General features: G+C 65.2%; 22 protein-coding genes. 8 read left to right on the top strand and 14 right to left on the bottom strand.

Going from position 1 to position 22,033, the window contains the following annotated elements; translation table 11 throughout:
- Positions 1 to 41 precede the first annotated feature (41 nt).
- The 5 genes from gcvPB to NJQ44_RS13085 all read right to left on the bottom strand — a co-directional run bounded on the left by gcvPB (position 42) and on the right by NJQ44_RS13085 (position 6,216).
- Positions 42 to 1,460, bottom strand: coding sequence for an aminomethyl-transferring glycine dehydrogenase subunit GcvPB (gene gcvPB, locus NJQ44_RS13065; RefSeq protein ID WP_254271789.1), 1,419 nt, complete (start codon positions 1,458 to 1,460; stop codon positions 42 to 44).
- Positions 1,457 to 2,800: an aminomethyl-transferring glycine dehydrogenase subunit GcvPA gene (gene gcvPA / locus NJQ44_RS13070; RefSeq protein WP_254271790.1), complete on the bottom strand. Its 1,344-nt coding sequence runs from the start codon at positions 2,798 to 2,800 to the stop codon at positions 1,457 to 1,459. Before gcvPA ends, gcvPB begins: the two co-directional genes overlap by 4 nt.
- Before the next feature lie 108 nt (positions 2,801 to 2,908).
- Positions 2,909 to 3,292, bottom strand: a complete 384-nt coding sequence (gene gcvH / locus NJQ44_RS13075) for a glycine cleavage system protein GcvH (RefSeq protein WP_254271791.1) — start codon at positions 3,290 to 3,292, stop codon at positions 2,909 to 2,911.
- Positions 3,289 to 4,380: a glycine cleavage system aminomethyltransferase GcvT gene (gene gcvT / locus NJQ44_RS13080; RefSeq protein ID WP_254271792.1), complete on the bottom strand. Its 1,092-nt coding sequence runs from the start codon at positions 4,378 to 4,380 to the stop codon at positions 3,289 to 3,291. The genes gcvH and gcvT overlap by 4 nt, the downstream gene beginning before the upstream one ends.
- 237 nt (positions 4,381 to 4,617) lie before the next feature.
- The gene (locus tag NJQ44_RS13085; protein ID WP_254271793.1) at positions 4,618 to 6,216 is read right to left on the bottom strand and encodes a methyl-accepting chemotaxis protein; all 1,599 of its coding nucleotides are present in this window, start codon (positions 6,214 to 6,216) and stop codon (positions 4,618 to 4,620) included.
- Positions 6,217 to 6,699: 483 nt separating this feature from the next.
- Here NJQ44_RS13085 and NJQ44_RS13090 point away from each other — a divergent pair, with 483 nt between their 5' ends.
- Positions 6,700 to 7,203: an NYN domain-containing protein gene (locus tag NJQ44_RS13090; protein ID WP_254271794.1), complete on the top strand. Its 504-nt coding sequence runs from the start codon at positions 6,700 to 6,702 to the stop codon at positions 7,201 to 7,203.
- Positions 7,204 to 7,245: 42 nt separating this feature from the next.
- Entirely contained in the window at positions 7,246 to 8,091 is an 846-nt protein-coding gene (locus NJQ44_RS13095) for a TatD family hydrolase (RefSeq protein ID WP_254271795.1), read from the top strand.
- A 45-nt stretch (positions 8,092 to 8,136) separates the two neighbouring features.
- On the opposite strand, the gene pstB is transcribed toward NJQ44_RS13095, so the two are convergent.
- From pstB to NJQ44_RS13115, 4 genes are all read right to left on the bottom strand, one after another.
- Positions 8,137 to 9,021: a phosphate ABC transporter ATP-binding protein PstB gene (gene pstB / locus NJQ44_RS13100; RefSeq protein ID WP_254271796.1), complete on the bottom strand. Its 885-nt coding sequence runs from the start codon at positions 9,019 to 9,021 to the stop codon at positions 8,137 to 8,139.
- Positions 9,021 to 10,676 carry a phosphate ABC transporter permease PstA gene (pstA, locus tag NJQ44_RS13105; RefSeq protein ID WP_254271797.1) on the bottom strand — a complete coding sequence of 552 codons (1,656 nt, stop codon included), beginning with the start codon at positions 10,674 to 10,676 and terminating at the stop codon, positions 9,021 to 9,023. The genes pstB and pstA overlap by 1 nt, the downstream gene beginning before the upstream one ends.
- The gene (gene pstC, locus NJQ44_RS13110) at positions 10,676 to 11,686 is read right to left on the bottom strand and encodes a phosphate ABC transporter permease subunit PstC (RefSeq protein ID WP_254271798.1); all 1,011 of its coding nucleotides are present in this window, start codon (positions 11,684 to 11,686) and stop codon (positions 10,676 to 10,678) included. Before pstC ends, pstA begins: the two co-directional genes overlap by 1 nt.
- Before the next feature lie 93 nt (positions 11,687 to 11,779).
- Positions 11,780 to 12,814 (bottom strand): phosphate ABC transporter substrate-binding protein PstS family protein, encoded by a 1,035-nt coding sequence (locus NJQ44_RS13115; RefSeq protein WP_254271799.1) that lies wholly within the window; start codon positions 12,812 to 12,814, stop codon positions 11,780 to 11,782.
- 331 nt (positions 12,815 to 13,145) lie between these two features.
- On the opposite strand from NJQ44_RS13115, the gene NJQ44_RS13120 reads away from it, so the two are divergent.
- Entirely contained in the window at positions 13,146 to 14,144 is a 999-nt protein-coding gene (locus NJQ44_RS13120; protein WP_254271800.1) for a phosphate uptake regulator PhoU, read from the top strand.
- Here NJQ44_RS13120 and ppk1 read toward each other — a convergent pair.
- The 3 genes from ppk1 to NJQ44_RS13135 all read right to left on the bottom strand — a co-directional run bounded on the left by ppk1 (position 14,141) and on the right by NJQ44_RS13135 (position 18,012).
- Positions 14,141 to 16,609, bottom strand: coding sequence for a polyphosphate kinase 1 (gene ppk1, locus NJQ44_RS13125; protein WP_254271801.1), 2,469 nt, complete (start codon positions 16,607 to 16,609; stop codon positions 14,141 to 14,143). The genes NJQ44_RS13120 and ppk1 overlap by 4 nt on opposite strands.
- Positions 16,609 to 17,316, bottom strand: a complete 708-nt coding sequence (locus tag NJQ44_RS13130; RefSeq protein ID WP_254271802.1) for a metallophosphoesterase family protein — start codon at positions 17,314 to 17,316, stop codon at positions 16,609 to 16,611. Before NJQ44_RS13130 ends, ppk1 begins: the two co-directional genes overlap by 1 nt.
- A 324-nt stretch (positions 17,317 to 17,640) precedes the next feature.
- A complete protein-coding gene (locus NJQ44_RS13135) occupies positions 17,641 to 18,012 on the bottom strand; it encodes a 30S ribosomal protein S8e (RefSeq protein ID WP_254271803.1) in 372 nt (123 codons plus the stop codon).
- Between the two features lie 122 nt (positions 18,013 to 18,134).
- Here NJQ44_RS13135 and NJQ44_RS13140 point away from each other — a divergent pair, with 122 nt between their 5' ends.
- A complete protein-coding gene (locus tag NJQ44_RS13140) occupies positions 18,135 to 18,575 on the top strand; it encodes a DUF2240 family protein (protein WP_254271804.1) in 441 nt (146 codons plus the stop codon).
- Positions 18,575 to 18,925, top strand: a complete 351-nt coding sequence (locus tag NJQ44_RS13145) for a DUF7993 family protein (protein WP_254271805.1) — start codon at positions 18,575 to 18,577, stop codon at positions 18,923 to 18,925. The genes NJQ44_RS13140 and NJQ44_RS13145 overlap by 1 nt, the downstream gene beginning before the upstream one ends.
- Positions 18,926 to 18,928: 3 nt before the next feature.
- Here NJQ44_RS13145 and NJQ44_RS13150 read toward each other — a convergent pair whose 3' ends face one another.
- On the bottom strand, positions 18,929 to 19,411 hold the full coding sequence (locus tag NJQ44_RS13150; protein ID WP_254271806.1) for a hypothetical protein: 483 nt from the start codon (positions 19,409 to 19,411) through the stop codon (positions 18,929 to 18,931).
- Between the two features lie 116 nt (positions 19,412 to 19,527).
- Here NJQ44_RS13150 and pyrF point away from each other — a divergent pair, with 116 nt between their 5' ends.
- On the top strand, positions 19,528 to 20,355 hold the full coding sequence (pyrF, locus tag NJQ44_RS13155) for an orotidine-5'-phosphate decarboxylase (RefSeq protein ID WP_254271807.1): 828 nt from the start codon (positions 19,528 to 19,530) through the stop codon (positions 20,353 to 20,355).
- Between the two features lie 4 nt (positions 20,356 to 20,359).
- Here pyrF and NJQ44_RS13160 read toward each other — a convergent pair whose 3' ends face one another.
- Complete coding sequence (locus NJQ44_RS13160) at positions 20,360 to 20,563, bottom strand: hypothetical protein (protein ID WP_254271808.1); 204 nt, start codon at positions 20,561 to 20,563, stop codon at positions 20,360 to 20,362.
- Positions 20,564 to 20,647: 84 nt separating this feature from the next.
- Here NJQ44_RS13160 and NJQ44_RS13165 point away from each other — a divergent pair, with 84 nt between their 5' ends.
- Positions 20,648 to 21,214, top strand: a complete 567-nt coding sequence (locus tag NJQ44_RS13165; protein ID WP_254271809.1) for a J domain-containing protein — start codon at positions 20,648 to 20,650, stop codon at positions 21,212 to 21,214.
- 43 nt (positions 21,215 to 21,257) lie between these two features.
- The gene (locus NJQ44_RS13170) at positions 21,258 to 21,941 is read left to right on the top strand and encodes a phosphoglycolate phosphatase (protein WP_254271810.1); all 684 of its coding nucleotides are present in this window, start codon (positions 21,258 to 21,260) and stop codon (positions 21,939 to 21,941) included.
- The last annotated feature ends 92 nt before the right edge of the window (positions 21,942 to 22,033 follow it).

Genomic DNA, 22,033 nt, shown 5'->3' on the forward strand with positions numbered 1-22,033 from the left:
AGTCCCACCCACTTATAATCTGAGGGGCTGAAATATCAGAATTAGTAATCGAGCGCCTGCCACGAAAGCCGCGGACTGCGGGCCGCCGACACCTGGTCGATACGCTTTGCGGCCGTCCGCTGCGGGGCGTCGGCCAGCGTCCCGTCGTCCTCCCCGTGAACGGCCTCGAAGGCCGCCGCGAGTTGGTCCAGCGACCGCTTGCTCTCGCCCTCGGTCGGTTCGGTCATCAGCGCCTCGTCGACGATTTCGGGCCACTTCGTCGTCGGCGGGTGGACGCCGTAGTCCAGCATCCGCTTGGCGGCGTCGGCGGCGTCCTGCGGGCTTGCGCTGGCGACGAACTCGTGGTGGAACGGCCCGAACGGCACGTCGTAGGGTATCTGTTCGGCCAGATAGTTCGCGTTCAGCACCGCCTTCGCGCTCGCGTCGGCCAGCCCCGAATCCCCGAGGCGGGCGATGTAAGCGAACGTTTTGACCAACACCGGCCAGTTGCCGTAGTACCCGTGGACCTTGCCGATAGAGCGGTCGGGCGCGTAGTGCTCGTAGCCGCCGTTCGCTTCCCTGACGTGCGGGTCCGGCAGGAACTGCCCGAGTTCCTCGGTGACGCCGACGGGACCAGCGCCCGGCCCGCCCCCGCCGTGGGGCGTCGCGAACGTCTTGTGGACGTTGTAGTGCATCACGTCGAAGCCCATGTCGCCGGGGCGGGCGCGGCCGAGCAGGGCGTTCAGGTTCGCGCCGTCGTAGTACAGTAGCCCGCCCGCGTCGTGGACGATGTCCGCGATTTCCTCGATGTCGCGTTCGAACAGACCGAGCGTGTTCGGGTTGGTGAGCATCAGCGCCGCCGTCTCCTCGCCGACGGCCGCTTCGAGGGCGTCGATGTCCACCCGGCCGTCGTCGGCGCTGGGGAGTTCGACCACGTCGTATCCCGCCATCGCCGCCGTCGCGAAGTTGGTCCCGTGAGCCGAGTCAGGAATGATGACCTCCGAGCGTTCGTCGTCGTTGTGCCGGTGGTAGGCTTTCGCTATCTGGATGCCCGTGAACTCCCCGGCGGCCCCCGCGGGCGGTTGGAGCGTCACGGCGTCCATGCCCCCGATTCGGCCGAGGTAGTCCTGCAAGCGGTAGCAGAGTTCGAGGGTCCCTTGTAACGTGCTGTCCGGTCGGTCCGGGTGGACCGCCGCCTCGGGGAGCGCCGCGACGTTCTCGGTGAACGAGGGGTTGTACTTCATCGTACAGGACCCCAGCGGGAACGGCCCGCTCTCGACGCCGTAGTTCATCTGCGAGAGGCGCGTGTAGTGCCGCGCGAGTTCCGGTTCCGCGGGGTCCGGCAGGGACAGCGAGTCCCGCGTCAGGCCCTCGGGCAACGGCGAGTCCTCGATGTCGACGGTCCGCTCGGCCTTCTCCGAGAGGAGCGGTTCGTACTTGTCGTCCTCGTCGTCGACCCACTGCGCTTGGTTGTAAATCATTTCGCCACCTCCGCGAGGGCGTCGACGAACGCCGCCTCGTCGTCGGCGGTCACCTCCGTCGGGCACACCTGAATCAAGTGTTCGTCGATGGCGTGGACGGCGAAGCCCTCGTCGGCCAAGTCACCGACGACGGCTTGTGCGGGTTGGTCCGTGTGCGCGACGAACTCCCGGAAGTGGTGACCGTCGTGGACCGGGGCCTGTATCCCGACCACCTCGTCGAGTCGTGCGGCGAGACCCTCCGCGCGCGTCACACTCTCGTTCGCGAGGTCGACGAGACCCTGCGGGCCAAGCCACGCCGCGTGCATCGCCGCTCGAAGCGCCACCCACGCCTGATTCGTACAGATGTTCGAAGTGGCTCGCTCCTTGCGGATGTGCTGTTCGCGCGTCTGGAGCGTGAGCGTGTACGCGCGTCGCCCGGCGGCGTCCTCGCTGACCCCGACGAGTCGGCCGGGTATCTGCCGGAGGTACTCCTCGCGCGTGACGAACATCCCGAGGCCGAATCCGTAGGCCGTGCCGGTCCCCAGCGAGGCGGCGTCGCCGACCACCACGTCGGCCCCCACGTCTGCCGGGCGTTCGAGCAGCGCCAGCGCGACGGGGTCAGAGCCGAGACAGAACAGCGCGCCGTTCTCCGTGGCCACGTCGCCGATAGCGGCGAGGTTCTCCTCGACGAGGCCGCGAACCGTCGGCGTCTCGGCGTACACCATCGCCACGTCCTCGTCGGCGGCGTCGGCGAGGGCGTCCACGTCGGCCTGACCGTCGGCCATCGCGTACGACTCGACCGACAGGCCGGGGCCGTCTGCGTAGTTCTCCAAGACCGCTCGTTTCCCGTCTCGTAACTGCTCGGGGACGAGAATTCGGTCGCCCGACACAGAGCGGACCCGTTGAGAGAGCGTCGCCGCCTCGCCCAGCGCCGTCGCCTCGTCGTACATCGAACAGTTGGCGACGCCCAAGCCCGTCAGTTCGACGAGCATCGACTGGTACTCGAACAGCGCCTGCAAGAACCCCTGTGCGACCTCGGGTTGGTACTGCGTGTAGGAGGTCAGGAACTCCGAACGACTCGACAGGTCGTCGACCACCGAGGGCACGTAATGTTCGTAGTGTCCTCGGCCGAGAAACTCCGTCAGCGAGTCGTTGCGCCGCAGAATTTGGGTGGCGGTTCGTCGTGTTTCACGCTCTCCGCGGGCCTCGATGCCGAACTCGCCGTCGAAGGCGACGGACTCCGGAACGTCGAACAAGGCGTCGATATCGTCGACGCCGAGGGCGTCGAGCATCGCCGCGGTTTCGGCGGGCGTGTGCGGTGCGTACGGACTGCCGGTCGTAGATACGTCACTCTCGCTCATAGGTGGAAACGCCCATCCGCACGGGTGGACATGATGGTTTGAGCTAGCGACCCCCAGTACATTAGCCTACCCGTTCGGCGGGTCCCCGTGTCCGATTCTCACACAGCGTCAGGCGATTTGGTCGGCGTAGTCGTCGGCCGAGAGTAGGTCGTCGAGTTCGCCCTCGTCCGCGAGTTCGACTTCGAGCATCCACCCCGCGTCGAAGGGGTCCTCGTTGAGCAGTTCCGGTTCGTCGAACAGGGATTCGTTGACCGCCGTCACCGTCCCCGAAACGGGAGCGTACACGTCCGAAACGGCCTTGATGGACTCCACGACGCCGAACTCCTCGCCCGCGGTCACGTCGTCGCCCTCGTCGGGCAGTTCGACGAAGACCACGTCGCCGAGTTCGTCCTGCGCGAAGTCCGTGATGCCGATGCGGGCGACGCCGTCGTCGACCGACACCCATTCGTGCGATTCCAGATACCGCAAGTCCTCGGGAACGTCGAAACTCATCTATCGAGGAATGGCGTCGTCCGGGTACGTGCCTTCTTCGGTTCGCCGCGAACGACCACTCGAACCGACCGGCCCGGGTCCCGGTACGCCGCCGGGAGGTACGCCAGCGCTATCGGCTCTCCGAGCGTCGGACTCATCGTCCCGCTGGTGACGTGCCCGAGGTGGTCCCCGTCACCCGTCGTCACCTCGTAGCCGTGGCGCGGGACCCCGCGGTCGACGAGTTCGAGGCCGACGAGTCGCTGTTCGACGCCCTCCGCGTCGGCCCGTTCAAGCGCGTCCCGGCCGACGAACTCCGTGTCGAGTTTGACCGTCCACCCGATACCCGCCTCGTAGGGGTTCCGCGGTTCGTCTTCGGGGTGGAAGTCCTGTCCAGAGAGGAGAAATCCCATCTCCAGTCGGAGTGTGTCGCGCGCGCCGAGGCCGCAGGGCTGGCACTCCAGCGCGGTCCAGACCGCTTCGGCCTCGTCCCACGGACAGAGTATCTCGAACCCGCGCTCGCCCGTGTATCCCGTGCGCGCGACCAGCGACTCCGCCCCGGCGACGACCCCCGACGCGATGTCGAAGCGGTCCATCTCCCCGATGTCGACGCCCGTTTCCGGCCTCAGCAAATCCGGCGCGTCGGGTCCTTGTAGGGCCACCATCGCGTACTCCGTCGTCCGGTTGGTCACCGCCGCGTCGAGGCCCCACTCGTCCCGATAGGCGACCCAGCGCTCGGTCATCTCCTCGTCGTGGCGCGCGTTCGGGATGAACAGGAACTCCTCGTCCTCGTCCGCGGGCAGTCGGTAGACGACGGTGTCGTCGAGGATGACCCCGTCCTCGTCAGTGATAGCCGAATACTGGGCCTCGCCGGGGTCCAGTGCCGTCACGTCGTTGGTGGTCAGTCGCTGGGTCAGCGCCGCGGCGTCGGCCCCTGAGACGGTCACCTCACCCATATGCGAAACGTCGAACTTACCGGCCGAGGACCGGACGGCGTCGTGTTCCTCGCGAATCGACGCGAACTCGACGGGCATCTCCCACCCGCCGAAGTCGGTAAAGCGGGCGTCCGCTTCCTCGTGAACCCCCGAAAGCGGGGGCGAACGGAGTGTCATGGCCGAAAAATCTCGCCCACCCACCTTACTACTTGGCCTCTGGGGCCGTCGGCGGGCGGTGATATCCCGACTGATAAACTATATTTCGCGATAGCAAATCCCCTCGTTCAGAGAGCACCGGGACTTCGTTCGCCGGTCTCGCCAGTCGTGTGACTGTCGTCGTAGAAAATCGCAACGAGAACAACGGGAGAACCCGACGACGAATCCGTGCGGACTCGACGCCGCCGGTACGGCGGTCTACCGGCCGCCCGACGTATCGTCGCGTAGCCGTCGAACCCGAGACTCCAGTTCCGCGATGGCCTCGGTCTGGTCGTCCGTCGCCGCCACGATGTTGTCGGCGGCGTCCGCGGTATCCGACGCGTGCTCGCGCGCCGTCTCCAGCGTCGCGGTCAGTTCCTCGACGGTGGCCGCTTGGTCGTCCGTCGCGCGCGACACGTCACTGATGCCGTCGGCCGCTTGGTCGATGGCCGTCGCGATGTCCTCGAACGCCGTCAGCACGTCGTCGATTTGGTCGCTCGCGGTCGCTATCTGCCGGTGGGACTGCTCGGCCGCGGCGACGGTGGAATCGGTCTGTTCCTGGAGGCTATCGATGTTCGCCGTTATCTGTTCGGTGTGCTGGCGCGTCTCGTCGGCGAGCGTCTTCACTTCGTCGGCGACGACGGCGAAGCCGTTGCCGTCTTCGCCCGCGCGGGCGGCCTCGATGTTGGCGTTCAGTGCGAGCATGTTGGTCTGTTCGGCCACCTCGGAGATGACCTCGACGACGTTCTCGATGTCGTCCATCCGTTCGCCGAGGTCCGTGACGGATTCGACGAGTTCGTCGCCGATTTCGGTGACCTCGTCGGTGGCGACGTGGGCGTCCTCGGACGCGTCGAGGCCTTCGTTGGCGGCCTCCCGTGCCGTCTTGGCGGCCGTGTCGACCTCTTCGGCGGTCGCTGCGACTTCCTCCATGCTCGCCGAGAACGAGTGCATCTCGTCGACGCTCTCGACGAGCAAGGCGTTCTGTTCGTCGACGTTCGTGGCGATGTCGTCTGCGGCGGTGACCGCTCGCTCGACGGACTCCCCGAGGTGGTGCGCTTGCTGGTCGACGCGGACCACGATGTCTTGGAGGTCCTCGGCCATCTCGTTCACCTCGTCGACGACGCCGAGCAGTTGCGAATCGATAGCGTCGCTCTCCGTGAACGACGCGCGGGCGTCTAAGTCGCCGCCCATCAGCGCCCGGAGCGTCCCAGATACCTCGTCGACCAGCGCTTCGGTGGCCTCCTGTCGACGGCGTTCCTCGGTCAAGTCCTGCACCATCTCGACGGCACCCACCAGTTCACCGTCCTCGTAGAGTGGTTTCACCGTGACCCGGGCATAGTGCTCGACGTTCCCGGTGTGGTCGGCGACTCGGTCCTCTTTGACGTAGAGGTGACGCGACTCGTCTTCCATCGTCAGTCCGTAGACATCGTCGGCCGTCTTGGGTGCGTCGAGCACCTGCTCTATCATCGTCTCGTCGCTGCTATCGTAGAGGAGCATCCCGATATCCGTGCGTTCGAGCGCCTCGTCGGCCGAGATACCGGTGAGTTCCGCCATGCCGTGATTCCACGCTCTAATCTTGCCCTCGGCGCAGATCATGAACGACGCCTGTGAGACCCCATCGAGCAACACTTGCTCGCTTACCTCGAACTCCTGTCTATCCGGTTCCTCGGGCCCGGTCTCCGCCGTCGGCGAGTCATCCGCGACTACGTCGGCGCTCGATGCCGGCGCGGTGCTTCCACCGTCGGGTCGGATGGTGTCGCTCTCGGCGTCGCCGTCGTTCAGCCACGAGCGAACCCCTCGAAACGGATTCAGACTCATGTCGCTCGCCCTTCGGTACCGTCCAGAGAGACGATGGGACGGACACGATAGTCGCCAAGCAGACTGAAGCGGTCACGCATTCGCGGCGCATGGATGCCTGCCGTCTCGTGCGCGTGCGTCGTGGATTCACCCGTCGATTCGAGAGGTGTTAAAGAGTTTTCACTATTCCGTTCGAGGCTGAAAACTGAGGTCTCACACATGCACGGACTATTCGGATACGCAGTAATAATTATGATACCTAACAGGTTAAGGAAATATTCGATACGCGCGCAATTTTCCCCACCGCTGTTCCACCGGCGGTATCGACAATATCGAAGGCTGTGCTCCCCGGTACGTCCGTGAGTAACCCACGGGAGGCGTTTGGTGAATCGAGAGCGGCGACGGCCACTGTTTGATATAGCGCTCACTGGTATATCAGGTCGCCGCGACCGTGGGGAGGCGAAACACCAGACCTAAATCCGACCGCAGGGGAGAGAGCGGTATATGCTGTTTAGTCGGCTTTTCGGCGACGAGGGCGACGAGGAGACGGACGAGGCCGATGAGGCGAACGACGACGGCGAGAACGGACTTCGTGTCGGCCTGTTCGTCGACGGTCCGAACATCCTCCGCGAGGAGTTCGACGTGGACTTAGACGACGTGCGGACCATCGCCGAATCGTACGGGGCGCTGGCGACGACGCGACTGTACCTCGACGAGAACGCGTCACCGGGACTGATTCAGGCGGGCGAAGCCCGAGGATTCGAAGTGGTGACGACGAGCGGCGACGTGGACGTGAAACTCGCCGTCGACCTGACCGAGGCCGCCGTCGCCGGGCGCATCGACGTGGTGGTCGTCGCCTCGCGCGATACGGACTTCAAGCCCGCGCTGGAAATAGCGGCCCGCGAAGGCGTCCGCACCGTCGCGCTCGCACCGGGCGAACACGGCCGCTCGGACGCCTTACAGAATGCTGCGCAGGACGCTCTCTCCCTCGACGCCGACGTGAAGTAGGGAATCCCCACGCCTTTTGCTGCGGGCGACGGAGCCTCGAACATGGATATCGAGGAGACGCCGGTACTGGACAACCACCTGCATCTGGACCCGGTCAACGGTCGGAACACGGAGGCCGCGGCGGAGTTTGCCGACCACGGCGGCACGCACTTGCTCGTCCTCAACAAGCCCTCGTGGCACCTCGTCGAGGCCGCGGCCGACGAGGGGACGTTCCGCGAGGCGTTCGACCTGACCGTCGACGCCGTCGAGGATGCCACGGGCGTACTCCCCGGCCGCGCGTGGCCCGTCCTCGGCGTCCATCCGGCGCTCGTCTCTCGATTAGTGGAGGACGGCTACACGCCCGCCGAGGCCCGCGACATCATGCAGACCGGTCTCGACGTGGCCGCCGAGTACGTCGTCGACGGCCCGGCACTCGCCATCAAATCTGGCCGCCCGCACTACGACATGGACGACGCTGTGTGGGAGGCGTCGAACGACGTGATGTGTCACGCCTTCGAGTTAGCGGCCGAGGGGGATTTCGCCGTCCAACTACACACCGAGGGCGGCGAGGACTTCGAGGAAGTGGCCGAGTGGGCCGAACAGCGCGGGATGGACCGCACGCAGGTCGTCAAACACTACTCTGGCGGGCGGTTGCGGGGACCGACGAAATCGGTGCTGGCCGACAAGGACGAACTCGGAATCGCCATCGAGGAAGGCGAACCGTTCCTCATGGAGACGGACTACATCGACGACCCGGACCGGCCCGGTGCGGTCCTCGGCCCGAAGACAGTACCGCGTCGGGTCCGGTGGCTACTGCAGGAGGGGCACGACGACGCGGTACGGACTGCCCACGTCGAGACGCCGAAGTCGGTGTACGACATCGACACCGAAGCGACGCTCTCAGAATAGCGACCCGTAGAAACGGCGACGACCGGACGACGGGGACGGGACGATTTACCCGAACTTGCCGGTGATGTAGTCTTCGACGCGCTGACTGTCGGGGTTCTCGAAGATTTTGTCCGTGTCGTCGAACTCGACGAGTTCACCGCCGGTGAGGAAGACGGCCGTCTTATCGGAGATGCGGGCCGCTTGCTGCATGTTGTGGGTGACGATGACGACGGTGTACTCCTCGGAGAGTTCCTCGATGAGGTCTTCGATTTGGGAGGTAGCGATGGGGTCCAGCGCCGACGCCGGTTCGTCCATCAGGACGACTTCCGGGTCGACGGCGATGGCGCGGGCGATACAGAGGCGCTGTTGTTGTCCGCCGGAGAGGTCCAGCGCGGAGTCGTCGAGTCGGTCTTTCACCTCGTCCCAGAGCGCCGCCTTCTTCAGCGATTCCTCAATGACCTCGTCCATGTTGTCGGTCTTGCCCTGCGTTCGCAGACCGTAGGCGACGTTGTCGTAGATGCTCTTCGGGAAGGGGTTGGGGTGCTGGAACACCATCCCGATTCGGCGGCGTAGTGCCACCGGGTCCACGTCGGCGTCGTAGACGTTTTTGCCCTTGAAGGACAGTTCACCCTCGACGCGGGCGATGTCGATGAGGTCGTTCATGCGGTTGATACAGCGCAGGAACGTCGACTTCCCGCAACCGGACGGACCAATCATGGCCGTCACCTGGTTTTCGGGGATGTCGAGGTCGATTCCCTGCAAGGCCTGCGTCTCGCCGTAGAACACGTCTAAGTTCCGTGAGCGAATGATGGTCTTACCCGCGGTGACCCCGCCGCGGTCGGCGTTCTCGTCGAGGCCGCCTTTGCCCGGGTCGGTCTCGATGAGCGAGTCTTCGTCGGTTGTCTCGGCCGCCTCTACCTCGGTTTCGGTCGCCATGTCCTCTGTCGTCATTAGTGTGCCTCCTGTTGGTATTTGTTCCGGACCAGAATCGCCACGCTGTTCATCGACAGCATAACGATGAGTAGCGTCACGACGCCCGCCGCCACGACGCCGTAGCGGAAGTCCTCCGAGGGGAGGAACGCCCACGAGTAAATCTGCATGGGCATCGCGGTGAGTTTCGTGAACAGTCCCGACGGCGGCGAGAACTTCGTCGTCGCCGCGCCGATCATGATGAGCGGGGCCGTCTCGCCGATGGCCCGCCCGAGCGCGAGAATCGTCCCCGTGAGGATGCCCGGAATCGACCGGGGGAGGACGACGTTTCGAATCGTCTGCCACCGCGTCGCTCCCATCCCGTACGAGGCCTGTCGGAGCGAGTCGGGCACCGACCGGAGCGCCTCCTGCGCGGAGATGACCACGATTGGGAGGATGAGCAAGGAGAGCGTCAGCGCCGCGGTGAACACCGTCCCGACGCCGAACCCGCCGTAGCTGATGGGGCCCAGTTGCGCGTCGATGTTGACGAAGATGCCCAGTCCCAGCAGGCCGTAGACGACCGAGGGCACACCGGCGAGGTTCGAGATGTTGACGTTGATGAGCCGCGTGATTGTTCCGAGCGGGCCGCTCGATGGCGCGTACTCTTCGAGGTAGATGGCCGTTCCGACGCCGAAGACGAACGTGAACACGCTGACCAGGACGATGAGGAACACCGACCCGATGATGGCCGGGTACAGCCCCGCCGTCTCGGCGTTCGAGATGGAGGGCGCGCTGGTCACGTACTGCCAGTCGAGCCACGGCGAGGGTTGGGTCGCGCCCACCGCGCCGACGACGAACTCGCCGAGCAGGAACCCGAGGACGACGATGGCAGGGAGCGCGAACGCCGCCCAGCGGTCGCGCTGTCGCGCGGTGTTGGCGACGCCGTAGCCGACCGGCAGACCGAACATCACGAGGCCGATGAGCCACACCGACCGACTCACTTGCGGAATCGTGTCGACGACGGGGACACCGACGATTGCCAGCACCGGCAGGCCGACGCCGACGCCGAGACTCTGTCGCCGGGACAGACCGAGTCGCGTGTACGCCAGGAACGCGGCCAGTCCGGCGGCGGGGACCACGAGCGAGAGGAAGAAGATACCCGGCGACCCCAGCATCGCACCGAGGGACCCGAGCACGCCGAGAGCGGCCGTTCCGACGACGGGACCGAGGACGACGACGCCGAGCATCGCGAGGCCGACCCACGTGGCCTTGCGGTCGTACTGTCCGTAGACGTACAGCGCGAGGAGGGGACCGACGACGGTGAGGAAGTACGCGAACCACACCGGCGGCGTGGCGATAATCGAGAGGATGATGACCGTCGCCACAGTGAGCATCATCCCACCGAGGACCACGCTGAACAGTTCGAACGCGCCCGCGGCGACGGTCGGCCGCGTGCGCGCGTAAACTATGAAAGCGAGGAGTGGGGCGAGCAACGTGGCGGTGTAGGAGAGGTACCACGTCGTCCCAGCCGTCTCCAATCCGAGGGCGTCCCAGAAGACGTAGGCGAGCAACACGCCGAGCGCGAGGATGCCGACGATGGACGCGCCGAAGGAGATGTACTTGAACGCGATGCCTTTGAGTCGGCTCACCTCGCCGAACTCCGTCGTCTCCGCCTGTGTCGGTGTCTGTGTCGCCATTATTCGTACTCCTCACGGTAGCGGCTCGCGATTACGTCGCTGACGACGTTCATCGCCAGCGTGATGCCGAACAGCGTCAGCCCGATTGCGAACAGCGATTTGTAGGCCGTCGACCCGCCGGAGATGTCCCCGCTCGCGATGTCTATCATCGCGACGGTCATCGTCGCGGAACTCTCGGTGAACAGCGAAACGAGGTCGCCCGGCGCGACGTAGGGGATGCCGAACGCCCGCTGGACCGCCGGGATGTCCGGTGGCTGAGAGCCAGCGGCCAGCACGACGGCCATCGTCTCCCCAATGGCCCGAGAGATGGCGAGGATGAACGACGAGGCGATGCCGGAGACGGCCGCCGGGACGACGATACGAGTCGAGACGTTGAACTTCGTCGCGCCGAGGCCGTATCCCGCCTGTCGGAGCGAGTCCGGCACGGAACTCATGGCGTCCTCGCTGATGGAGGAGACCATCGGGATAATCATGATGCCGACGACGACGGACGCCGACAGCGCGTTGAACAGCCCGAGGTTCGGGAGTTGTATCCCGAGTGTCCCGTTCACGCCGTCGATGAAGACGTTCAGCGCGGGCGTGATGTAGACGATAGCGAAGTAGCCGTAGACGACGGTGGGGACGCCCGCGAGCACTTCGAGCATCGGTTTGAGAATCGACCGGGTTCGCTCGGTGGCGTACTCGCTGAGGTAGATGGCCGTCAACAGACCGACCGGCAGTGCGATGACCGCCGCGCCGATGGTGATGAGGAACGTCCCGAGGATGAGCGGCAAGACGCCGAACTCGACGGGTTCGAGGTTGGGACTGAACGTCGTCCCCGTGAGGAAGTCCGCGATGGGGTACGCGGCGAAGAAATCCGCCGCGTCGAGGACGAGTACCGCGATGATACTGACAGTCGTCAGGACGGACAGCACCGCGCAACCGGCCAGCGCGTATCTATACGTCGACTCCCGGACCGTCCTGAATCCCCGGTCGCCTGAGAGGTCCGGGGTCTGTCCCTCGTTGCTCATCTTGGTGGTTGGGTCATTTGCCGTATCTCGGGAAAAAGTACCCGGATTGTCTCTATAGCGCTATTGTGTCTCAATACTCTCGTCGGTAGCCCGTTACTGGGCTTCGTCGATGACGCTGTTGAGGGCGTCGAGTTCCGCTTGCATGTCTTCTTCCGTCTTCGGGACGTAGCCGATTTGGTCGGCGATGAGGTCGGAGTTCGCGCTCTGCTCGACGAAGTAGCGGGCGAACTCGGCGACGTGTTCCTCGGCGAGTGCGCTCTTCTGGGGGTACGTGAACAGCGGGCGGGAGAGGGGCTGGTACTCCCCGGACTTCGCGGTTTCGAGCGACGGTTCGACACAGCCGTCGCCGTTGTCGATGCCCAGGGCCTTGACCGCGTCCGTGTTGCTCTGGTAGTACGCGAAGCCGAAGTAGCCGATGGCGTACTGGTCGCTCTGGACGCCCTGCAGGATGAGGTTGTCCTGCTCGGTGGCTTCGTAGTCGCTCGTGTGGTTGGCCTCCTCGCCGATGATGGCCTCGTTGAAGTAATCGAACGTGCCGGAGGTATCGGCCGCGCCGAAGCGGTTGAGGGGTTCGTCGGGCCACTCGCTGTTGACGTCGGACCAGTTCGAGGCGCCGTCGGCCTCCCAAATCTGTTTGAGTTCGTCGGGAGTCATGCAGTCGACCCAGTCGTTGTCGGTGTTGACGATGACCGTCAGCGCGTCCGTCGCGATGTTGACCTCGTGGTACTCGATGCCGTTCTCGCTACAGAGCTGTTGTTCCTCTTCCGAGATGGGGCGCGAGGCGTTGTTGAAGTCGGAATTGCCGACGCAGAAGTGGTTACTGAACCCGCCGCCGGACCCGGTGGAACTCACGCTGATGTCGACGCCGGAGTGTTCCCGCTGGAACTGTTCGGCGACGGCCGTCGCTACCGGGAACACCGTGCTACTGCCCGTAATCGTGATTTCGCCGGAGAGTTCCCCCGACGAACCGTCGCCGCTACTCCCACCGTCACCGCCGCCGCCGCCGTCGCCACCGGAACCGCCGTTGGAGGGTCCTTCGGTACACCCGGCGAGTGCGAGTGCGCCAACTGCTCCGGTACTTGTCAGGAAACTACGACGCGAGACGCCGCGGTTCGGTGATTCTGTCATCACCTGACCGGATGCCCGAATCGAATAAGTACCCTACTATGTCGAATACGTATTACTATCTAAACTATATAGTAAAAAGTTGAGAGCGTGTGTCATGGATATTGCTATGAGTTTGCTAAATACTCCATACGCGCCCGAAATACGCCCCAAAGGCATTCTATCGGCAATTTCCCACGAGCACGACTGGTTGGCGAGACACGTCGAACTCAGAATCCCGAAAGCGGCCTCGTTCGTCCCCCAAGCCGGTAATTTCGGTCTTTGGGCCGTGACAGGTCACGGCATATATAGATAGAGATGGATTTATGATGAGGGGGGACTGATACGGGCCTACATGGAGACCCGCAAGGTGCAGGTGACCGGCGGTTCGACCTACACAGTCTCGCTTCCGAAAGACTGGGCGACCGAAAACGACGTGAGTGCCGGTAGCGTCGTCGAGTTCCACGCCGAGGACGACCTGCTGTTGCTCGCGCCGAAACGCGACGACGACCGGGTTGAGGGAACCCTGGACGTGGGCGGACTGGAGAACAAACACGAACTCACGCGCGCGGTGATGACGATGTACGTCAGCGGCTTCGACGTCATCCGCCTCGAAGCGCCCCGAATCACCGCCGAACAGCGCCGCACCATCCGGAACGCCACGCAAGGGCTGGTCGGGTTGGAGGTCATCGAGGAGACGTCGGACCGCGTCGTCCTGCAAGACCTGCTCGACTCCTCGGAGCTGTCGGTCCACAACGCCATCACCCGGATGCGACTCGTCTCGCTGACGATGCTTTCGGACGCCGTCGAGGCGCTCATCGAGGACGACGACGACCTCGCACAGGACGTGATGCAACGGGACGACGATGTGGACCGCCTCTGGTACATGGTTTCGCGGGTCTTCCGGACGGTCCTCCGGAACCCGACGGCGGCCAACGAAATCGGCTTCCCGCGGGAGACGGTGTTCGACTACCAGTCCAGCGCCCGCCAACTGGAGCGTATCGGCGACCACGCGACGAAGATAGCGGGCCTCTCACAGGAGATAGGCGAGATTACCGGCGAAACGGCCGAACTCCTCGGCCAACTCGAATCCGAGGCCACCACCGTCCCGGAGACGGCGATGGACGCGTTACTGGCGGAGGACTCCGACGACGCCGTCGAGAAGGCCAACCAAGCGCGGAGCAGAATCCCCAGCGTCGACGAGACGGCCCGCGACGTGGACAGCAAAGTCCGGGAACTCGACCCCCAGAGCGCCCAGATACTCGGGCGCGTCGTCGACTCCCTCTCGCGGACCGCCGACTACGGCGGTAACATCGCCGAGAGCGCACTCCAAAAGGCCGCCCCGCGACCCTAGTCGTAGAACCGCTCTAGGGCCGCCCTCGCACCGTCTTTCGTCTTCAGGTATCGACGCCCACCGTCGGGCGTCCGCACCGTGTACTCGTACACCGAACTGTCCGGGTGGTACCACCGGTCGGCGTGGCGTTCGAGCGGGTCGTCCGACGCAGTTCGCGTGCCGCCGTCAGCGGTCTGCGGACGCGGTGGCCGGTCCATTTCGTCGTCCGTCGTCACCGTCGTGATGTCGCCCGTCTCGCCCGTCTCGCTCGTCCCGCCTCCGCCCGCCTCGACGAGGATGCCGCTATCCACGGGGTAGTCCGCGGGGATGCCGCTGTCCACATCGTCGCGGCGAGTGGCCTTCATCGTCTCGCGCATCAGAATCGCCTGCGTGTTGACGACGGCCTCGCCGTCGCGCGGGTACTGCTGGTCGTAGCTTCCGTCCGCGTTCATCGTCCAGCGCTTGCAGTTGTCGGCGAGGATGAGGTCCAAGTTGAACTTCAACTGTCGCCGTATCTCCGGGTCCTCGACGGGCGTGACCGCCTCGACGCGGCTATCGAGATTGCGGGTCATCCAGTCGGCGCTCCCGGTGTAGTACTCGGGGTCGCCGCCGTTCTCGAAGTAGAAGATGCGCGAGTGTTCGAGGAAGCGGCCGACGACTGAGTGGACCGTGACGTTCTCGCTGATACCGTCGAGTCCCGGGCGGAGGCGACAGATGTCCCGCACCACGAGGTCTATCTCCACGCCCGCCATCGACGCCCGGTACAGTTCCTCGACCATCGCGGGGTCCTCCAGACCGTTGACCTTCACGACGATTCGAGCGGGCCGACCCTCCCGGGCGTGTTCGGCCTCGCGACGGACGAACCGCGTGAACTCCCGGCGCATCGTCACCGGCGCGATGAGCAGTTTCCGGAACCGCTCGTCAAGTCCGGGGCCGGTGAAGAAGTTGAACAGCGTCACGAGGTCCTGCCCGATGTCCCGGTCGGCCGTCAGCAGGCCGAGGTCGACGTACCCCTTCGCCGTCTCTGAGTGGTAGTTACCGGTCCCTACGTGGGAGTAGAGATTTACTCCGTCGTCTCCCTCGCGGACCACGAGCGCCGTTTTCGTGTGCGTCTTCAGGCCGATAGTCCCGTAGGCGACGTGGATGCCGTTCTCCTCCAGTCGACGGACCCACTCTAAGTTGTTCTGCTCGTCGAATCGGGCCTTCAATTCGACCATCACCGCCACCTGCTTGCCGTTCTCCGCCGCTTCGATGAGCGACTGGATGATTTGGGAGTCGCTGGCGGTGCGGTAGATGGCCGCCTTCACCGCCAGCACGTCGGGGTCGTTGGCCGCCTCGTCGAGGAACCGCTGGACGGTGTCCCCGAAGTCGTGGTACGGGTGGTGGAGGAGGATGTCGCCCTCGTCGATGTCCTCGAAGACACTCTGCTGGTGGTCTTCCTCGTCGTCGCGTTCGAACGCCGCCGGGCGGCGGTCGCGCAGTCGTGGATGTGGCTGTGGCGTCCACGGTTCGAGTTGCAGTTCCGGCCGGTCGAGGTCGGTCAGCAACATGAACTCCCGGTAGTCGAGCGGTCCCGGCAGGTCGTATATCTCCCGCTCGGCGAGGTCGAGTTGGTCTTTCAGCGTCTCGCGAATCCGCGGATGAGCGTCGTTCTCTATCTCCATCCGGACGACGGTGGCGAAGCGGCGCTGTTCCAGCACTTCCTCGATCATGTCGATGAGGTCTTCGGCGACCTCCTCGTTGCGCCGGACCTCCGCGTTCCGGGTGAGACGGAACAGCGCGGTGTCGACGACTTCGACGTTCGGCAGGAGTAAATCGAGGTTGTTGCGGATGACGTCCTCGACGAGAACGTACGTCTCCTCGTCGCCGAGTTGGACGAGGCGCGGCCTGTTCGGCGGAATCTTGATGCGCGTGAACGTCGGTCCGTCGGTGTCGGCACGTCGGGTCAGCACCGCGAGCGAAAGCGACCGATTCGAGATGAACGGGAACGGGTGGGCGGGGTCGAACGATAGCGGCGTCAGCGTGGGGAGGACCGACTCCTCGAAGTAGTCGCGCATGCGTGAGCGCTGACTGGCGTTCAGGTCCTCGTAATCGCGCACGTCGATGCCCGCCTCGGCGAGCGCCGGGCGGAGCATGTCGCTGTAACAGTCCGCCTGCTTGGCGAGCATCGGGTCGAGGGTCTCGTGGACCTCCTCCCACTGTTCCAGCGGCGTTCGACCATCCGGACTCTCCTCGGAGATGCCCGCTTCGACTTGCTGTTTGAGGCCGCCGACCCGCTTCATCACGAACTCGTCTAAATTGCGGGTGACGATAGAGAGGAACCGCACCCGTTCGAGGAGCGGATTCCGCTCGTCCAGCGCCTCGTGCAGGACCCGACGCTGGAAGGCGAGTTCACTGAGTTCGCGGTTCAGATACAGGTCCGGGTCGGTCAGGTCGACGCCGTCGGGGTCGTACGGCGGGATGTCCAGTGGTTCCTCGAACGACATCACTGAACCGGCGCGGCCCGGCGCGGTTCGACGATGCTGTCAGACGAACGCGAAACGTAGGTCTCTGGCGGTTCGACGACGACGAGTTCGTCGTTTCGGTAGTCGTAGGCGGTCAGTTGGCCGCCGTAGACACAGCCGGTGTCGAGGCCGACGGCGTGGTCGGTGACGAACGGTTCGGCGAGAACCGTGTGGCCGAAGAACACGCGGGGAAACTCCCGTCGCGTCTCGAACCAGTAGGGGCGGTCGTAGCTCCCGTCGGGGACCAGCGACCGGTTGTTCAGCAGTTCGGTGAGCGAGTGTTCGACCAGCGATTTGCGGTGGTCGACGCCGCCGTGGGCCACGAGCACGTCGTCCCACGAGATGATGGCGGGCATCGACTCGACGAACGCGAGGTCCTCGTCGGTCAGCGCGTCGATGGTCTTGCGCCCATCGACGAGTTTCTGTTCGTTGTTGCCGCGAACGCTGACGAGGTTGTCCCGTTCGCGCACGATGTCGACGACACCCTTGCTGTCCGGTCCCTTCCGAACGAGGTCGCCGACGAAGACGACGAGGTCGTCGGCCGAGGGGTCCAGTTCGTCGAGCAAGCGCTCCAACGTCCCGCGGCACCCGTGGACGTCGCCGACGACGAAGATGTCGTCCCACTGCGTGCTGTCGATACGTCGGTGCGATGCGTCGATAGTCGGATTGAGCGTCGGTTCTGGTACCATGGATGCGGTTCGCCACCTCGCTGGCGGTCCTTGTTCGACGTATGCCCGCGTCCGGCTTAGGTATTTTATATTAGAGATATATATCGGTATGTAGCATCTCTCGAACGACCGACTGCGTGGTATGTGGCAACAACCACCAAACTTTATAGTAAATTATAGTGTAGTATCAGTAGCGTGCAGCTAGCGCCTCGATAAACAGAGGTTCGTCAGTCAGATTCTGCACGCTACCTCACGGCGGCCTTGCACCAGCCGCCGTTTTCCGAAACTATCGGCAGTGAGACCTCTCTACGGAAGAGGAGAAGCCGAGAGAACGTCGCGGCGGCGTTATTCGACGACGACGGCGTTGACCTGCCCGTCCTGCCCGGGGCGGGACGTGACGCGGGCCTTGCCTTCGGAGGTCTCGACGATAGCGCCCTTCGTGATGATGTTTCGGCGGGCGTAGTTCGGGTTCGAGGGGTTCTCGACGACTTGCTCGATGGTCGCCTCGTGGGACTCGGCGCCGTCGGCGACGGTGGCGATGTCGGTGGTGACCGCGCGGACCTTCTCGGTGTTGCCGCGAGCGTCGACGACCTTCAGTTTGCGGTCGCCGACCTGCGTCTCGGTGGATTCGCGGCCGAGTTCGTGCTTTTTCTTCTTGTGGTTCGGGCGTCGTCGACCGCCTGTCCGCTTGCGAGGGGAGCGTCCCTGGTCTTTCATACCCGATGCATGTCCCAGCGGCTACTTGAACCGTTCGATGCCGGACCGCGGGTGTGTGTCTGTGTGACGGACATTGGGGCCAATCGCAATCGTTACCCGACGGCCAGTCGGTGTCACCAACGATGAGTCTGAAGACGGCCGTGGCCGCGCCGTTTCGCCAGCGCGGGACCGACAGCATGGCCGAGAGCGAGTTCGTCGTGGCCCTCTCGCTGGACCGCAACTGGTTCTCGCCCGACCAGGCGAAGACGCTGGTCGACGTGGCCGCCAGCGAGGGCCTCGTCGAACACGACGGGGATTCGCTGGTAGTCACCTTCGACGCCGCCGGAGTCGACGTTCCCGACGGCTTCGCGCCGGGAGAGGAAGTGCTCCGCTCGCGGTCGACGTTCGAACGCGTTCTCGACGCCGTCGTCGAAAGCGGCGTCGAGAAACAGGACGCCGTGGCCGGCATCAATAGCTTGCAGTCCGAACTCGGCGTGACGCTGGAGGCGGCCGCCGTCGTCTACGCCCGCAGCGAGGGCGTGGCCGTCGAGAGCATCGCGGCCGAGGCACGGGAGGACATCTGATGGTCGACGACCGAGTCACGGACGGCACGCGCATCGGGCAGTTGCTCGCTTCGGAGTTGACTGGCCTCCGGCGGGGGCCACTCGGAATGGTCGAAGTCGTCGACGCCGACCCCGACGTGGAACCGACGGCCGAGGGCGCGTTCGCCTACGGCGTCGAGGCCGACGAACAGCGAATCGGCGCCGTCTACGTCACGCCCGAGACGGCGGAGTTCCGCACGGCATCGGCGCTCACTATCGAGTTCGACAGAGACGACGTGACCGTGGACGAACGGGACGGAGAGACGGTCGTCGTCGCACACAGCGGGGCCGCTGTCAAGGCGCTGGTCGACGCCGTGGCCGACGCGCTGTGAGAATCAGGCCGACTGCGGGTTCGAGAGTCGCTCGCTCGTCCACGCGATGAACCCGGTGAGGACGAGCGCCGACCCGACGAACGCCATCGTCGCGGCCGTCGCCAACACCAGTACGGACAGTCCGAGCGGCGACCCGAGCGCCATCACCACTGGCGAGAGCGTGATACAGAACGCGCCGACGGCGACGGCCTGCCGTTGTTTCGTCGAGAGGTTCACGCCGAGGTGAAAGTGCGACTGCGCGGGCGGGTCCGGGGCCGCCAGGCCGAGACAGAACAGCGGGACGCCGACGAAGACGAGCGTCGCGGCCACGGCGTTCGCCCAGAAGGCGAGCGGGTCCGTACTCGGGATGAGAGACAGCAGCGCCCCGGCCACGAGCAGTGAGACGCCGACGACGATACCGAACGGTCGAAGCCGCGAATCCTCGAGCGCCGCGCCGAGACTGGGGAGTGTCTCCGCGACGTGCCCGACGTCGAGGGAACGGTCCATACCGTCGCTTGCCCGCCCACGGTGAAATAGTCGACGGACCCAGTTATCAAATTTGATTTCTGGAGGGGGCGCGACAGAAGGAAACGCTTGTATCCGTCCCCATCGCGGCTGTACATATGCACTTCTTCGACCGGCTTCACGACCGAATCGTGACCGCCGACAGCGTCGTTTCGGTGGGACTGGACCCTGACCCGGACAGGCTTCCCGAGACCGTACGGGACGCCGACCTGCCGCGCTGGCAGTTCAACCGCCGCATCATCGACGCGACGCACGAACACGCCGCCTGCTACAAGCCCAACGCCGCGTTCTACGAGGACGCCGACGGCTGGCGGGCGCTCCGTGAGACCATCGCGTACGCCCACGGCAAGGACGTGCCGGTCCTGCTGGACGCCAAGCGCGGCGACATCGGCAACACCGCCCGCCAGTACGCCCGGATTCTCGACGACGAATACGGCCCCGCCGCCGACGCCATCACCGTCAACCCGTTCCTCGGCCGCGACTCGCTGGAACCGTTCCTCCAACAGGCGGAGAAGGGCGTGTTCGTCCTCGGTCGCACCTCCAACCCCGGCGGCGCGGACCTCCAGGACCTCGAACTGGCCTCCGGCGAGAAACTGTACGAGCGAGTCGTCCACCTCGCGGACCTCTGGAACGACAACGGCAACGTCGGCCTCGTCGTCGGCGCGACGGCCCCCGAAGAGTTGGCGGAGATACGCGAACTCGTCCCCGACATCCCGTTCCTCGTTCCCGGCGTGGGCGCACAGGGCGGCGACGCCGAAGCGGCCGTCGAGCACGGCCTCGCCGACGGCGTCGGCCTCGTCAACTCCTCGCGGGGCATCATCTTCGCGGGCGAGGACGCCGCGAACCGGGGCACGCCCGAGAAGTTCTTCGAGGCGGCGGGACAGTCCGCGAAGCAACTCAAAGAGCAGTTGAACAGATTCCGCTGACCGCTCAGAATCGGTAGGTGTCGACGCCGTCGGGACCCCGCTCAGGGATATCTCGCCTGCTCGGGTCGCCGTCGACGTCGGCGCGACACTCGACGCACAGGCCCGTCTCGGCGTCCCAGTGGCGGTCACAGACGAGTTTCCCACACCGGTCGCACCCGTGGTCGACGTTCAGGCGTTCGCAGATGGCACACAGGCCCGAGAGGCTCATATGAATTTGTAGTGCAGTCATCATCTTGAAGGCTTGGGGCCGACAGGCGAGACGCTTACCTGTCTCTGGACCAAAAGGCGATTCGTGCAGTACGACCGGGTCATAACGGGCGTCGCCGCCGTGTTCGCGGTGCTGACAGCCACGCTGACGGTGGTCGGCCTCCTCGTCAATCCGGCCGTCCTCTTTCTCGCGCTCATGTTCGGCGCGTCGACGTACTTCATGTACTACCACCTGAGCGGGAAGATGGCGTCTGACCTGTACGAGCGAGTCGAGCGCCGGGCCGCGGGCGGCGGTCGCGCTGGCGGACGACGCAACACCAGTCGCGGCGGGTTCGGGGCCGGACCGCGCGAGAACCGCCGCCGGACGCGGGTCGGGCAGGCCGCCCAACAGGCACGACAGGCCCGACAACGCGGCGGGCGACGGCAACGCACGCAACAGCGACAGCGTCGTCGCCGAACCGTCCAGCAGTCCTCTGGGCCGACCGTCCGGGAAGCGTACGACCGTCTCGGACTGGACGCGGGAGCGGACCAAACGGCCGTCAAAGAGGCGTACCGAGAACGCGTCAAGGAGGTCCATCCCGACACCGACACCGGGAGCGAAGCGGAGTTCAAACGCGTCAAGGCCGCCTACGAGACGCTGACGGACGACTGACGCCGACCGCAACCGCCAAAGCCGTCGGTCCGTGAGTTTCGGTATGACCGAGACGCCTCCCCTGCTGGTCGATATCGACGGGACGCTGACCGACGAGTCCCGCGCCGTCGACCCGCGCGTGTTCCCCGTCCTCCGAGAATGGCCCGAACCCGTCGTCATCGCGACGGGGAAGGCGATGCCGTTCCCCATCGGCCTCTGTGAGTTTCTGGGCATCGAGCGCACCGTCGTCGCGGAGAACGGCGGCGTCGTCTTCGTCGAAGCGACGGACGAACTCCAGTTGCGCGGCGACCACGAGGCCGCACTCGCGGTGGGCGAGGCATACCGCGACTTGGGCCACGAACTCGGGTTCGGGGTCGTCGACCTGGCGAACCGCTGGCGGGAGACGGAACTGGTCGTCAGCCTCGACCAACCGCTGGCCCCGCTGAAACGACTCGCCGACGAGTACGGTCTCGTCGTCCTCGACACCGGATTCGCCTATCACGTCACCGACCCGAGCGTCGACAAGGGAACCGGACTCGAAGCCGTCTGCGACGAGTTGGGACTCGCTCCCGGCGGCTTTCTGGCGGTCGGAGACTCCGAGAACGACGCCGAAGCGTTCGACGTGGCGGGCGAGGCCGTCGCGGTGGCGAACGCCGACGCGACGGCGACGGCGCGGGCCGACCGCGTGACCGACGCCGCGTACGCCGACGGGTTCCTCGAAGCGGTCGCACCGTATCGCCCGGCGTGACCGGGGGATTCGACAGGGGGTCCGTTACCGTGAGAGATAGAGCCACACAGTCGGATAAACACCGGTAAGCGGCCCCAAACCCGGGGAAACCT

It is taken from the genome of Haloarcula marina (assembly GCF_024218775.1).
GTDB lineage: Archaea > Halobacteriota > Halobacteria > Halobacteriales > Haloarculaceae > Haloarcula > Haloarcula marina.